Genomic DNA, 14,154 nt, shown 5'->3' with positions numbered 1-14,154 from the left:
ATTACAATTCATTCCCAAAAATAAATTAGATTAATGGCAAAAGAAGAATTGGAATGTTCGTTTTGTGGTCGTAAAAAGCCAGAAACAAACTTATTAATAGCAGGATTGGATGCCCACATATGCGATAGGTGTATTGAGCAAGCTCATGGTATTGTTATTGAGGAATCAAAACAGAACGATAGCAGCGACCTATCTGCAGAGCTAAAACTTCGCAAACCACAACAAATTAAAGCATTTCTTGACGAGTATATTATAGGGCAGAGCATGACAAAAAAAGTTATGTCCGTTGCCGTTTATAATCATTACAAAAGATTGCTTCAACCAGCTTCAAAAGACGATATAGATATTCAAAAAAGTAATATCATCATGGTTGGTCAAACAGGTACCGGTAAAACCTTGATGGCCAAAACCATTGCAAAAATGTTAAATGTGCCATTGGCTATTGTTGATGCTACTGTGCTAACAGAGGCTGGATACGTTGGTGAAGATGTTGAGAGCATTCTAACACGTTTGTTGCAAGCGGCAGATTACAACTTGGAAAAAGCAGAAAAGGGCATTGTTTTTATTGATGAAATTGATAAGATTGCTCGTAAAAGTGATAATCCCTCTATTACTCGAGATGTTTCGGGTGAAGGCGTTCAACAAGCTTTATTGAAGCTATTGGAAGGTACCGTGGTAAACGTTCCGCCCAAAGGTGGCCGTAAACATCCTGATCAAAAATTCATTGAGGTAAATACCGAAAACATATTATTTATTGCTGGTGGCGCATTTGATGGCATAGAGCGCGTTATTTCAAAAAGACTAAATATGCAAGCTGTTGGCTATAGCGCTTCCATGTCTGATGATATCGTTGATCAGGATAATTTGTTACAGTATATTATTCCGAAGGATTTAAAGGATTTTGGTTTAATTCCTGAAATTATTGGTCGTTTGCCTGTGTTGACATATATGGATCCATTGGATGCTGAAACCTTAAGGGCTATACTCACAGAGCCTAAAAATGCCATCATAAAACAATATAAAAAGTTGTTTGAAATGGATGAAATTGATTTTTCTATTACAGATGGAGCTCTTGGATTTATAGTGGATAAAGCTATCGAGTATAAATTAGGGGCAAGAGGTTTGCGTTCGTTATGTGAAGAAATCCTAACTGATGCTATGTTCGAGATGCCTAGTAGTGATGAAAAAAACTTGAACGTTACAAAAGCTTATGCTGAAGATAAGTTAACAAAAACAACTTTAAAGAAACTCAAAGCCGTATCATAGCTTTGGAATAAAATATATTATAGTGAATAAAAAACCACGCCGAAAAGCGTGGTTTTTTATTTATGGATATTAATTAATAATGGATATTCGCACTATAATTCTTTATGTCTGTGTTTTATTTTTGTTAAAAGTATTCCTATTTGTAGAACTCGCAAAGCTTTTAAATTTCTTTTAGATTATTAGACGAAATACTCGTTAAAAAACTATAGGGTTTACACTTAATCGATTTTTGTTAATCTAAAATTAAAAACTCTACATGTCTGTTGGCCTGTTAGTCATCATCAGAGCAATTGTTTTGCAATCAACCAAAGGCTTGGATTCTCCAAATCCTTGCGACTGTAATCTATTTTTATTATTCCATTTTTACAAGGGATTAGGATTAATGAGACAATAAATATAATCCAGTATCTCAGAGCAAAAAAATCTTAGACTAAGCATATTATAATTCGTTAAGTACTTATTTTATCGGGGTTTTCGGAAAGACTATTATAGGGAATTTAAACGTAAAAGCTCCTCCATGTAATTTCTAGAGTTAGACAGTCTGGGTATTTTATGTTGTCCGCCTAGTTTATTGTTTTCCTTCAGCCAGTCGTAGAACAAATTTTTTCTGGCTATATTTATTTTTGGTTTATTTAGGGTTATGTTGTTGTAACGTTTGGCTTCATAATCTGAGTTTAGGGCTTTTAAAGCATTATCAAACAGTTCATTAAAATAGTCAATATCTTTTGGTGGGGTTTTAAACTCTATGAGCCATTCGTGAGCTCCTTTTTCTTTACCCTGCATGAAAATTGGTGCAGCAGTAAAATCAACTATTTCGGATTTTGTACGCTTGCATACTTTTTTAAGTGCGTTTTCGGCGTTTTCAATAATCAACTCTTCCCCAAAAACATTAATATGGTGTTTTGTTCGTCCAGAAATTTTAATTCGGTATGGGTTTAATGAAGTAAACCTTATGGTGTCTCCAATTTTATAACGCCATAAACCTGCATTGGTGGTTATAATCATAGCATAGTTTTGCCCAAGTTTCACTTGGCTCAACGGAATTGCTCTTTCATCATTAGTATCATAAACATTCATGGGAATGAATTCATAAAAAATGCCATAGTCCAACATAAGCAGCAGTTCGTTTGAATCGTTTTGATCCTGTATCGCAAAGAAACCTTCCGAAGCATTATATGTTTCGTAATATTTAAAATCTTTTTTTGGAAGTATTTTTTTGTATTGGTTTACATAAGGTGTAAAACTTACCCCGCCGTGAAAATAGACTTCCAGATTGGGCCAAACCTCAAGTAAATGTTCTTTTCCGGTAGTTTCTAAAACATTATTAAGCAAAACTAACATCCAGGAAGGAACGCCGGCAAGACTGGTAACCTTTTCGTTAATGGTTTCGTTAACAATGGCCTGCATTTTATGTTCCCAATCGCTCATTAACGAAACTTTATTGCTAGGTGTACTGCTAAACTCAGCCCAAAACGGCATATTATCAATTAAAATGGCTGAAAGGTCGCCGAATATCGTTCCGTTTTCTTTGTACAATTCTTTGCTGCCTCCCAAACGCAGGCTCTTGCCAGTAAACAGTTGGGAGTTTTCGTTGTTATTTAAGTACATGCAAAGCAAATCTTTACTTGCTGCATAATGGCAATCCTCTAAAGATTCTTCGCTTACCGGTATAAATTTGCTTCGGGAACGTGTTGTGCCACTAGATTTTGCAAACCATTTTATAGGAGTAGGCCAAAAAACATTGTTTTCTCCCTTTCGGCTTCGTTCAATGTCATCCTGCCACGCATCATAGTTATTGATGGGAATACGCTCAGCAAAGGTTTTGTAATTCTTTATTGAAGCAAAGTCGTATTTTTTGCCAAACTCGGTATTTTTTGCAGTGTCAATAAGATGCAAAAGCAATTCGTTCTGTACTTCGTTCGGGTATTTTAAAAACAGTTCAATTTGATGGAACCGTTTTTTCAAAAACCAAGAAGCAATTGAATTTACTATGGGTATTGGCATTTTTCAGCTATCTTTAAGTTTTTAAAAATAATGTTTTTTTTTATGACCTACCAAGGTGTTTTAACAAAAATGGAAACGGAATTTTCAAGCCCAATTCAATACTACTTGGTGTTTGAACATGATTTTATAAACATGAACCAATTATTGGATAAAAAAATTAGTTTGCAATTCATTAAGTACCAATGTTTAAATTGCGGATTGGATAAACCCATTTACAGGCAGGGGTTTTGTAAAAGCTGTTTTTATGATGTGCCACAAGCTGCAGATTGGGTTATGCGCCCTGAGTTGAGCACTGCACATTTAGGTAAGGAAGACCGTGATTTGGAATATGAAAAAAAAGTACAGTTACAACCGCATATTGTTTATTTGGCTAATTCCAGTAATGTGAAAGTTGGTGTAACAAGAAAAAGCCAAGTGCCTACGCGTTGGATTGACCAAGGTGCCCACGAGGCTATTGAAATTGTTGAGGTGCCCAACAGGTATTTGGCTGGTGTTACCGAAGTGGCTTTAAAAGACCATGTAAGCGACAAAACCAATTGGCGTACCATGCTTAAAAATGACATTAAAGATGAAGATTTGGTAGAATGGCGCGAAAAATTGAAGCCATTTATACCAGATGAAGCCAAGGATTATTTTATTGCAAGCAATAATGAAACCAATTTGGAATTTCCTGTAAACCATTACCCTGAAAAACCCAAAAGTTTGAACATTTTAAAAAAAGAACAGTATATAGGGAAGTTGGTCGGTATAAAAGGGCAGTACCTCATTTTTGAAGACGACACTGTTTTTAATGTCCGTGCCAATGAGGGTTTGGTTCTTCAAATTGCAATCCTGTAATTTTAGGAAATTTTAACTGGATGAAGTGTTTTTAAATCACTGATTTTTATTATCTTTTTAGTAAATCAATAAAGAATAACGAATGAAAATTCCAGTATTATTTTATGTGGGGCTTACCACATTTTTGCTTGTGATGTTGCCCATAATGGTTGGTATGAATACTAGTTTTAGTATTATATTTTATACCATGTGCATTGGGCAGTTGTTTGTTTTGGTTATGGTGTACAAGGTTTTAAAAGATAAATACACCCCAGATAAAACCTTCGAAAATTTCTATAAAGACAGACCCATTAATTACAAAAAGGAATAACAGCCCCGTCCGATTTATTGAAATAAAGACGGGACCATTTTTATTTTATATATCTTCTAGGTCTCTTAGACTCTGTATATAAGATGCTTTTTGTATTTCACGGCGTCTTTTAACAGAAGGTTTTGTGAAAAACTGATTATCTCTTAGGTTTTGCATCACCTTAATGTTTCGGTGTTTGCGTTTGTAGCGTTTTAGGGCGCGCTCTATATTTTCGCCATCTTTTACAATAATTTTTAACATAGATGTATTTTAAATTGATTTATGATTTAGGACTATCCCAAATACGTTCTTAATACTTTACTTTTTGAAGTATGTCGCAATCTGCGGATACCTTTTTCTCTTATTTGTCTTACGCGTTCTCTGGTTAACCCAAAAGCGTCGCCAATTTCTTGAAGGCTCATGGGGTGTTTTTTGTTAATGCCGTAATAATGCCTGATGACTTCTGCTTCCTTTTCGGATAGCGAGTCCAAAGCACGGTTAACTTCTGTATTCAATGAGTCTTTTATTAAATCAGCATCAGGTCTTGGTGTTTCATCTGTTTTAACAACATCGTATAAACTAAAGTCCTCGCCTTCTTTTAAGGGAGCATCCATCGATACATGCCTGCCAGCAATTTTCATGGATTGCTTCACATTGCTTTCGGTAAGTTCCAAGCTGTTGGCTATTTCGTGTGCACTTGGTGGTCTCTCATGTGTTTGCTCCAAATGTGAATAGGCCTTGTTGATTTTATTGATGGCCCCAATTTTGTTCAAAGGTAACCTAACTATTCGAGATTGTTCGGCTAAAGCTTGAAGAATAGCTTGACGAATCCACCAAACAGCATAGGAAATGAACTTAAACCCTCGGGTTTCGTCAAAGCGTTTTGCAGCTTTAACCAAGCCCGCATTACCCTCGTTTATTAAATCGGGCAATTTTAAACCTTGATTTTGATATTGTTTTGAGACTGAAACAACAAAACGTAAGTTAGCAGTTGTGAGTTTATCTAGAGCTTGTTGGTCGCCTTTTTTTATGCGTTGTGCCAATTCAACCTCCTCTTCGGCGGTTATTAAGGGTATTTTACTAATGTCTTGTAAGTACTTGTCTAGAGATTTTGATTCGCGGTTGGTAACTTGTTTCGTAATTTTTAATTGCCTCATATATTATTTGTCTGAAATTTTAAATTAAACGTTTCCTACAACATAAACGATTATATTTAAAATCCTAATAAATGGGTGATTTTCTTCAAAAAATAGCCGAAAAATCTCAAAAATTAACTATTTTTTAAGGTTTTCGAGTAAAAAACGAACAATTTGATGCTTTAAACTTTTGATTTCTGTTGAAAGGATTGCGTTAGGGATTGTATTGAAAATCCTTTTTGTGAAGCACGAACAAAAAGATTGTAAAGAAAAGCCAGACCCAATCGGGTAACGCCCAAGTGATAAACTTCAAAGATTTCCCACTATTCTTTAAACCAACTGGAATATTTAATGTAATTGTTGGCAATGCGGTCTATTTCACCAGAGATCAATTCTTGGCTAATATCTTTCACTTTTTTGGCGGGTACACCAGCATAAATACTTCCTGCTTCCACTTGGGTATTTTGGGTAACCACCGCACCGGCGGCAATTATGCTGTTGCTTTCTACCACACAGCCATCCATAATAATACTACCCATACCCACCAAAACATTGTCTTTTATGGTGCAGCCGTGTACCAAGGCATTGTGCCCAATAGATACATTATTGCCAATGTTGGTAGCGTGTTTTTGGTAGGTACAATGTATTACGGCACCATCTTGTACGTTTACCTTATTGCCCATTTTTATGTAGTTAACATCGCCGCGTACCACGGCACTAAACCAAATACTGCACTGGTTGCCCATAGTAACATCGCCAACAATGGTAGCGTTTTCGGCTATAAAGCAATCGGTTGGTATTTGTGGTGATTTTCCGTTTACTGGTTTTATTATTGGCATAGTAAAATGGTTGTATGTTGTGAATAAATTACGCCCTGTAAATATAAAGGAAACCATTTACTTTTTATTAATTTGCTTTATGATGAAACCTACAATTTTTTATATCGCACTGGGGAGTAATAAGGGCGATAAGTTTAAAAATTTGCAAAATGCCGTTGATGCCATGTATAAGCGGATCGGGCATATTAGGTTGATTTCAAAAGTGTACAAAACGCCTGCTATTGGTTTTAAGGGTGACGATTTTTTAAATTGTTGTCTGGTTTTAGAAAGCCATTTGGAACCCAAAAAGGTAATTAAAGCCCTGTTGAATATTGAAACCAATTTAGGCCGAAAACGAACCAAGAAAAACACCTACGAAGCCCGAACCATAGATTTGGATATTGTATTTGCCGAAGACCAAATCATCAACACCAAAACCTTGCAAGTGCCGCACCCTGAAATGCAAAACCGTAAGTTTGTTTTGCAACCACTTAATGATATTGCCTCAAAAATAAAGCACCCGAAATTGGATAAAACGGTTGCCACTTTGTTGGATGATTCCACTGATAAGTCCGTTCTGGAACCGGTTAACATTTGGCTAAAAAACCCGAGCAAGGCCTACGGTTTTTATCAATACAATTATATGGCCATTGAAGGAAATATTGGTGCAGGTAAAACCAGTTTGGCCACCCAAATAGCGCACGACTTTAATGCGAAGCTTATTTTGGAGCGTTTTGCAGACAACCCGTTTTTGCCCAAGTTTTACGAAGATGCCAACCGCTATGCCTTTACTTTGGAAATGTCTTTTCTGGCAGACCGTTACCAACAAATAAGCGATGATTTGGCACAACTCGATTTGTTTAAGGATTTTATTGTAAGTGATTACGATGTGTTTAAATCGCTAATATTCTCAAAAATTACTTTGCCTGAAGACGAGTTTCAATTGTACCGAAAGCTTTTTAACCTGATGTACAAAGATTTAAAAAAACCCGATTTGTATGTTTACTTATACCAAAATACCGAGCGCTTGCAACAAAACATTAAAAAGCGCGGACGGCATTTTGAACAAAACATAGCCGATGAATACTTGGAAAAAATAAACGCTGGTTATTTGGAGTTTTTAAAAACCCAAACAGATTTTAACGTAAAGGTTATTGATGTTTCCGAGCGCGATTTTGTAGAAAACCGCGAGGATTATTTATGGGTTTTGGGTGAGGTTTGTGGGGTTTAGTTTAGAAGTCACGCTTATCGGTCTCGTATAACCGTCAGTTACGGGTTAAAGTATGCAAGCTTTTCGGTTTGGCACTGGCGTTAGCAATTCCGAGTGGATTCGGACTTAGTCGAATTCGACGTAATTGCGGTTATAGAATGTTGGTTGTAGTTTTTTCATGTTTCTCAATTTCCTAGAGGTGTAAAATACCATTTACCATTAAAGTAGCTCGGTGAAAATTTCATTTCGTATTGTTTTTCATTAGATACAATTAAAATATTTACATCCGCATAAATAACGACGTTGTTTGATATATCATAATTAATTGTTTCTGGCCATTTAATTTTTATGGTTTTCTTGTTGTCCGACATTAAGGAATAATCATATTTCATTCCCCTTATAGCTGCATTTTCAATATACTCATCAAATAAAACATCGTTGTCAAGTAATTCTTTTACACCCAATCTTTTGAAATAATTATTCACAAGCTCCTCCTTCCATTGCTCATTATTAATCTCTTTAAACTGTTTGAGTTGTTTATCATTTTTATAGTCATAATCCTCATAAAATTCGGCCATTGTTTCCATATAAATCAAGAACTTTTCTTTAGATATAAATAAATTTTCAAGGCTATTAAAATCTCTAGATTTTAAAATGGTAACAAACTCATCTAAAAACCCTTTTAATCTATAACTGTCTTGGTCTGGATTAGGCCATTCATTTATTATAATTCCATTAGTATCCCATTCAATTTTTTTTATTTCACCTTTATCTATGTATGTTACTTCATATCCCTTATGTCCATTTTGATGCCAAAATGTATGAATACCAATGGGGTTACCACGCTCAAAAGTTCTTTTACTCTGCATCTGTCCATCTTCATACCAAGAGAAGTTTAGACCATGGATATCTCCATAATAATTTGCCCCCTTACTCTTTAGCTGCCCATTTTCATACCATTCAGTTCTAGGCCCATCTAATGTAATCTCTGCTCGCTGCTCATTTAAAAGTGAGATTTCTGATTTTTTCTGACCACCCTTTTTATACCATATAGTGTAGGGACCATTAAATTTTCCATTGACAAAATTTGCAGTAGAAAAGTAACCGTTATCCAGCAATCTCCAACTAATCCCTCTACGATAATCTAATTCCCCTGCAAATGTTACTACTCCTGTGAAGGCTTCTTCGAACCCCTTTTTGTGTGCCGTATAATTTTCTGTCCATTCAACTTCATCAAAGCTTATAGTATCCAATACTTGGTCTGTTTGGCTATTTAATAGAAAAGGGAATATTAGCAAAAGCAGCATGAGTTTTTTCATTAGAAAATGAATTGTGATTAGGAATTTCAATTTAGGAAAAATAATAGAACAAATTATTGCCAACGTTATGATATGCGTCGTTTTAATGACTTATAGCAGTCGATACTGAAACAAGTTCAGCACAAGTAAGCGAAGTTAGATTTTAATTAGATTTAAATGAGTTAAGAATCAAACTAAACTGTAAGTAATTACTTTGTTTTTTAATTGGTTTAATCTGTATCAGATTTAATTGATTTCATTTATTTAGTTCGGAATGAATTAGATTTTCAATGTTTCCAATTTCTTTTAATAAGTCATTACAAGCAACAACAGTAATTTCTTCATTCTCTCTTTTAATTAATAGGGCAGTATTTAATGATAAAATCATTTCCACTTCAGATTCCTTCATATATTCAGAAATTGTTTTGTTTGAATAAATCTTATTGTCGTTAAGTTGGCTAAGGCCAGAAGCGCCCATTAGATTTGCTGCTCTAGATCTATCCTTAAATTCCTGATTAAGCTCTTGATTTACAACAACACGTCTGTCCATGGTACGCTTTAAATTTAATAATTTGTAACGAATTGAAAGAGGGATCAATTTAATTTCACCTGTATTTTGAAGGGATTCAATGGTGCCCGTTTGAAAAAGAATATTATAATAACGATAATTTACTAAGTAATAAGTTTTAAGGATTTGCTCTGTTGTTAAATTGGGTGAATTCTGACTTTGAATAAGACTATCATACATAGAGATGTTTTGGCTATATTTCTCTATGATTTCATTTATATAGTTTTTATTATCATTAAGTTCATCCAGAAGTTGTACATAATACTGATGTCTTATTTCGTTGAGCTTTTTGTTCTCTTTCCAGGTATTTAACTGAATAGCAATTAGTATTCCGACAACAACTAGAATAATTTCACCAATAGCATATTTCAGGTATTTTATGGTTTTTCCTTCCGAAACGAGATTTTGACGAATTTTTCTAAAGAATTTTATCATGGTTTATTTTATGGTTATAATGAAGAATACCATGGCAATATACGTCATTTGAATATTGAAACAATTCCTATAGCTATGAACACAACAGTTGACTTATATCAGTCGATTAGCTAAGTTAGATTTTTAAACATTTAGAGACAAGACAAACAGCAAGTAATTATGATGTCATGGCCTGTTTAATCTGTATCAGATTCCTTTTTGTCGAAAAAGATAAAGGCCATGGGGAATTGTGCGCCATTTGTGGTATATCTCAGTTCCCAGTCGCTTTCAGAGAAGTCTGGGCCTATCCAAAATTGAACATCCTTGGTTTCTAAAGGGTCGTTTTCGAAAATTTTTCCATGGAGTTTACATTTTATGGTGTACGCAACGCCTGTCGTCTCAGGAGACAGCAACCAATTTGCGCCAATTTTCCCGCTTTTAATTTCAGACAAACCAATATGTCCGCTAACAGTTTTATCTTCATTGATTGTTAAAGTTGTAAATGTGGAGTCGGAATAAAATTTAAATTTATCGGGTTTTATGCGCACCGTAATTCTGTGCTTTTTAGAGTGCCATGTTCCTAAAATATGTTCATCAATTGTTTTTTGTCCACAGGAATTAAGGATGATAAACCCCATAAGGGACAAGACAAATCTTAGAAGGTTTTTAGCGATATAATTTTTCATCGTTCATCTGGAATTATTGTTATACACTTTTCTTCAATGCATCGCCGGTAAAATATACCGTTCTAGCATTTTAAATAATCGCGATTTGGAACTGTAATTGCCGCTTGTAAAAATCACAACAGCTTTTTTTTCAGGAAGCACCATGATGACCTGTCCGCCCCAACCATTTGCCCGATACATTTGGGTTTTTTGGTTTCCGTCATCCACTTCGCTAATCCACCAAGTATAGCCATAGCCATTTTTGCCAGAGTCTTCTATGGGTATTTTAATTCCTGAATTGTTGAGATATACTGTTGCACTTTTTTCGACCCAATTTTCGTTTATTATTTGTTCTCCATTCCACACCCCGTTATTCAGGTACAGCACGCCAAACTTTAACATATCGCGTGGCGTTAAGTGCAGCCCTCCACCAGCTTCAACTTCGCCTTTTGGAAAAGTATCCCATTGCATATTGTTTATACCGATAGGTTCGAATAGATGTGCTTTGCCAAATTCGATTAAATTCATTCCTGTGGCATTTTTTAATATTTCACCTAAAGCAATCAGACCGCCACCATTATAAGTGAATTCCTCGCCAGGTTTTGCAACTAACGGACGTTCAAAAACACAGTTTAACGGGTTCTCCCAACATTCAATATAAAGCCGGTCAATATCATTAGCTGATGTAGCATGTGACGCATGCCATTCATCCCATTGTAAACCAGATGTCATGGTAAGTAAATGTTCAATGGTAATGTTTTCTCTGCCATTGGAGCGGTATTGCTGATGCTCCGGAAGAAAATCAAAAATGGATTGATGAACACTCTTAATGTACCCTTTGTCTATGGCAATGCCTATGCAGGCAGAAACAAAACTTTTGGTGCACGACATGATTTGGTGTGGCGTGGTTTTGTTCCATTTAACCCATTCGCCATAATAATTGGGGCCGTCCCATTTAAACTTATGTCCTTCAAAATATTTTTCAAGTACCAATAGACTGTCTTTGTATATTAAAACGGAATGAATTTGGCCGTACTTTTCAGCATAAATGCAATCAACCAAGTTTGCTATTTTAAGAGAATCTATCCCAGCCTGATTTAAGGTGCCAACGTTTAACCCGTGGTTTTCAAATTCAGGTGCTTGATACGAATAGACCGAAGGGCAATTGTTACAGCTTATTAGAAAACATATTGAAATCAGGAATATTAGGTTTTTCATTGCAATGGTTTTATGGGTTGTGTTTCTGCAAGAATCTCAATGAGTGCATTGCAGCCACCATTTTGTATATAATTGGTGTGGTCTTGCATGGTTTTAAACGTTGTGCCAGTAAGTTTAGAGCATAAAACTTTAGTTTCAAATGCTTTGTAAAAGGCATCCAGTGTTTTTTTTGAATACGGGTTGCTCATTGAAGTTTTTTTGGGAACTTCTCTACACCACTTTAACGACTTTAACCAAATGGCAGCACCCAATGCCCCACAGGCAGCACCACTTAAGCCCAAACCACCAGCAAACCCTGCTACCATGATGGTTTCTTCGTGGCTCACACCCATTTTTTTGGCCACTTCGGTGGCACAACTTATACATGCTTTTGGTGGGTGGTTGTCATTTGAAAGTCCTTCAACGGCAGATTGGACAGCTTCTGGAGCCCATTGTTGCGCTAAGTTAAAACAGTGTAAAAACCGGCCAGAAAAAAAGTACTTGGCCATACTTAATTTGCTGGAAAAGTCGCAATGGGTAATATCCCTACAGTTTATCGTGTGCTCTCTTTTTGAAAAAGACGCCATTATTTTTTGCGTTGCCTTAACGGCAACATAAATGGCTTCATTTTCATTTTTGCATTTTCGATGAGCTTCGGCGCCAACAGCCAACGAAGCTCCCCAAAGCATACCGCACTGATGGCCTTTTTGCATAATGCCACCTGCTAAAGCATCAGAGGCACGTTCTTCAAGATCCTTAAGATGGCCGAATTCTCTATTCAACATAAAGAACAGGGTTCGGGAGCATGTGCCTAATTTCCGAAAAACCTTCCTGCCATCTTTTGGGCCCGTTTTGTTTGTGGTAACACCAGAAGCCATTGGAACAATCTTTTAAAAGAATCCAAAAAGATATTGAGGAATGAAGAACAATCCAATGATATTGGTCAGCTTAGAAGGGGCAGCCGTAAAAATGGGTTATTTCAACTGATATTTTTTGATTACCAAATATTTCAATTCGGTGTCACCCACATTGCGTATACCATGTTCCGACCAAGAGGGGCAATAAAAACTGCTGTAGGGTCCGGCTGTCTTCGTTTTGCCATCCAAATAAAATTCGGCAGTGCCTTCCAAAACAAAAAAGAATTCATCCTCAACATGCTTATGCGGTGGGTGGGTAGCTTTATGCGGTGCCACAACACTCATTTTTAGTGTACGTCCATCAAGAAATTCCTTGTCGGCAAACCAAAATTGGTAGCCCACTTCGGTTTCAATGGTTTTGTCCATGGAAAATTCTGAAACACAATTTTCAATGGTATACTTTTTTTCAGGGTTTTCAGCTGTTGTTTTTTCTTGAGCCGAAAGTGTGGAACATAACGTGAAAGCTAAAATCAGATTTAAAATAAAACTTTTCATAATCAAATATTTTAATTGTAAACAGACCGCTCTACGTCATTTTTAATTGGAGGTATGGTTTGAAGATATTCATAGATGGCACCTGCCTCTTCATCTGTTAGTTGCGTATAGGGAGCCATAGGGTAACGTAGCACGTTTTCACCTTTTTTTAATCCATATTTTACGGCATTTATAAAGTCCTCCTTTGCCCAATTTCCAATACCGGTTTCTTTATCGGACGTCAGGTTTTGGGTCAGCATCACTCGACCTTGCTCATCCAAAGGCTTGTTACCTCCACCAAAATAACCTTCGCTTAAAGTGGGGTCCATATAATTGTTGGTTTTAAAATCTGAGGAATGACAAGAAAAGCAATCGAGATTGTGTGCCAAATATTTTCCCAATTCAACAGCATTATTAGCGTCTGGCATTTCAATTGCTTTGTCTGGCATCGGGAAAGGTTTAAACGCTACACGGCAAAGTAGTTTTGTTAAAAGTGAGGGTTGTGTTGGGGTATCTGGAACGGCGGTAGCGGCAACCATAGGATCGTCCGACTTTAAAAACGAAATGATGGCATTAATATCCTCATCGGCCATTGTCGGCAATTTAGCCATGTATGGCGGACTGTACTGTCCGTTTTTTTTAATGCCTGTTCGCAACAGGTAAACCAATTCACCATCTGTCCATTCACCAATACCATATTGTTTGTCTTGTGTTATGTTTTGTGAATATATTTCGCCAAACTCTGGTGGGGCATCAAGCATTCTTTTGCCCGTTAGTTTTCTGGTTTCGGTATTCATATGGCAATTGGCACAGAGCATCATGGCTAATTTCTTTCCCCGTTCAATAGATTCGGGTGTGCTTTCCGCATGAAAATTAACTTGTTTGACTTCGTATGAAGGAATATCTGTTAAACCAATGTAAAGGAGAAAAATGCCAATGAATCCTACTATAACGGCAATGCCAATACCTAAAATCTTTAAAATTTTTTTCATGCTAATCGTTTTATGGGTCAAGATAGCACGGCAGGATTTCGAGGTGATTAAATGTACATTTTTAAAATT

Annotated in this window: 15 protein-coding genes; 4 read left to right on the top strand and 11 right to left on the bottom strand. The window is 36.1% G+C overall.

What is annotated here, in order from left to right:
- Positions 1-33 precede the first annotated feature (33 nt).
- On the top strand, positions 34-1,266 hold the full coding sequence (gene clpX / locus ACB104_RS11265; protein WP_370478774.1) for an ATP-dependent Clp protease ATP-binding subunit ClpX: 1,233 nt from the start codon (positions 34-36) through the stop codon (positions 1,264-1,266).
- 486 nt (positions 1,267-1,752) lie between these two features.
- On the opposite strand, the gene ACB104_RS11260 is transcribed toward clpX, so the two are convergent.
- Positions 1,753-3,270: a GH3 auxin-responsive promoter family protein gene (locus ACB104_RS11260; protein ID WP_370478773.1), complete on the bottom strand. Its 1,518-nt coding sequence runs from the start codon at positions 3,268-3,270 to the stop codon at positions 1,753-1,755.
- A gap of 42 nt (positions 3,271-3,312) precedes the next feature.
- Between ACB104_RS11260 and ACB104_RS11255 the strand changes: the two genes are divergently transcribed.
- Together ACB104_RS11255 and ACB104_RS11250 are read left to right on the top strand one after the other, a co-directional pair.
- Positions 3,313-4,107, top strand: coding sequence for a DUF2797 domain-containing protein (locus tag ACB104_RS11255; RefSeq protein ID WP_370479099.1), 795 nt, complete (start codon positions 3,313-3,315; stop codon positions 4,105-4,107).
- Positions 4,108-4,189: 82 nt separating this feature from the next.
- Entirely contained in the window at positions 4,190-4,417 is a 228-nt protein-coding gene (locus ACB104_RS11250) for a hypothetical protein (protein WP_370478771.1), read from the top strand.
- Positions 4,418-4,462: 45 nt separating this feature from the next.
- Here ACB104_RS11250 and rpsU read toward each other — a convergent pair whose 3' ends face one another.
- The 3 genes from rpsU to ACB104_RS11235 form a co-directional block, all read right to left on the bottom strand.
- Positions 4,463-4,657, bottom strand: a complete 195-nt coding sequence (gene rpsU / locus ACB104_RS11245) for a 30S ribosomal protein S21 (RefSeq protein WP_370478769.1) — start codon at positions 4,655-4,657, stop codon at positions 4,463-4,465.
- A 32-nt stretch (positions 4,658-4,689) separates the two neighbouring features.
- A complete protein-coding gene (locus ACB104_RS11240) occupies positions 4,690-5,553 on the bottom strand; it encodes a sigma-70 family RNA polymerase sigma factor (RefSeq protein WP_370478768.1) in 864 nt (287 codons plus the stop codon).
- A gap of 302 nt (positions 5,554-5,855) precedes the next feature.
- Positions 5,856-6,371 (bottom strand): gamma carbonic anhydrase family protein, encoded by a 516-nt coding sequence (locus ACB104_RS11235; RefSeq protein ID WP_370478766.1) that lies wholly within the window; start codon positions 6,369-6,371, stop codon positions 5,856-5,858.
- Between the two features lie 79 nt (positions 6,372-6,450).
- On the opposite strand from ACB104_RS11235, the gene folK reads away from it, so the two are divergent.
- Complete coding sequence (gene folK, locus ACB104_RS11230) at positions 6,451-7,581, top strand: 2-amino-4-hydroxy-6-hydroxymethyldihydropteridine diphosphokinase (protein WP_370479098.1); 1,131 nt, start codon at positions 6,451-6,453, stop codon at positions 7,579-7,581.
- A gap of 164 nt (positions 7,582-7,745) precedes the next feature.
- Here the strand turns inward: folK and ACB104_RS11225 are convergent, their stop codons facing one another.
- From ACB104_RS11225 to ACB104_RS11195, 7 genes are all read right to left on the bottom strand, one after another.
- The gene (locus ACB104_RS11225) at positions 7,746-8,879 is read right to left on the bottom strand and encodes a toxin-antitoxin system YwqK family antitoxin (protein ID WP_370478764.1); all 1,134 of its coding nucleotides are present in this window, start codon (positions 8,877-8,879) and stop codon (positions 7,746-7,748) included.
- A 235-nt stretch (positions 8,880-9,114) separates the two neighbouring features.
- Positions 9,115-9,861 carry a hypothetical protein gene (locus tag ACB104_RS11220; RefSeq protein WP_370478763.1) on the bottom strand — a complete coding sequence of 249 codons (747 nt, stop codon included), beginning with the start codon at positions 9,859-9,861 and terminating at the stop codon, positions 9,115-9,117.
- 176 nt (positions 9,862-10,037) lie between these two features.
- Positions 10,038-10,526, bottom strand: a complete 489-nt coding sequence (locus tag ACB104_RS11215; RefSeq protein ID WP_370478761.1) for a hypothetical protein — start codon at positions 10,524-10,526, stop codon at positions 10,038-10,040.
- A gap of 33 nt (positions 10,527-10,559) precedes the next feature.
- The gene (locus ACB104_RS11210; RefSeq protein ID WP_370478759.1) at positions 10,560-11,723 is read right to left on the bottom strand and encodes a serine hydrolase domain-containing protein; all 1,164 of its coding nucleotides are present in this window, start codon (positions 11,721-11,723) and stop codon (positions 10,560-10,562) included.
- Entirely contained in the window at positions 11,720-12,580 is an 861-nt protein-coding gene (locus ACB104_RS11205; protein WP_370478758.1) for a C-GCAxxG-C-C family (seleno)protein, read from the bottom strand. The genes ACB104_RS11210 and ACB104_RS11205 overlap by 4 nt, the downstream gene beginning before the upstream one ends.
- Before the next feature lie 96 nt (positions 12,581-12,676).
- Positions 12,677-13,114, bottom strand: a complete 438-nt coding sequence (locus ACB104_RS11200; RefSeq protein ID WP_370478756.1) for a cupin domain-containing protein — start codon at positions 13,112-13,114, stop codon at positions 12,677-12,679.
- 11 nt (positions 13,115-13,125) lie between these two features.
- On the bottom strand, positions 13,126-14,085 hold the full coding sequence (locus ACB104_RS11195) for a c-type cytochrome (protein ID WP_370478754.1): 960 nt from the start codon (positions 14,083-14,085) through the stop codon (positions 13,126-13,128).
- Between the last annotated feature and the right edge of the window lie 69 nt (positions 14,086-14,154).

It is taken from the genome of Tamlana flava (assembly GCF_041287255.1).
GTDB lineage: Bacteria > Bacteroidota > Bacteroidia > Flavobacteriales > Flavobacteriaceae > Tamlana > Tamlana flava.
Note: the sequence above shows the minus strand (reverse complement) of the source record. Positions and strands in the feature narration are given on the sequence as shown.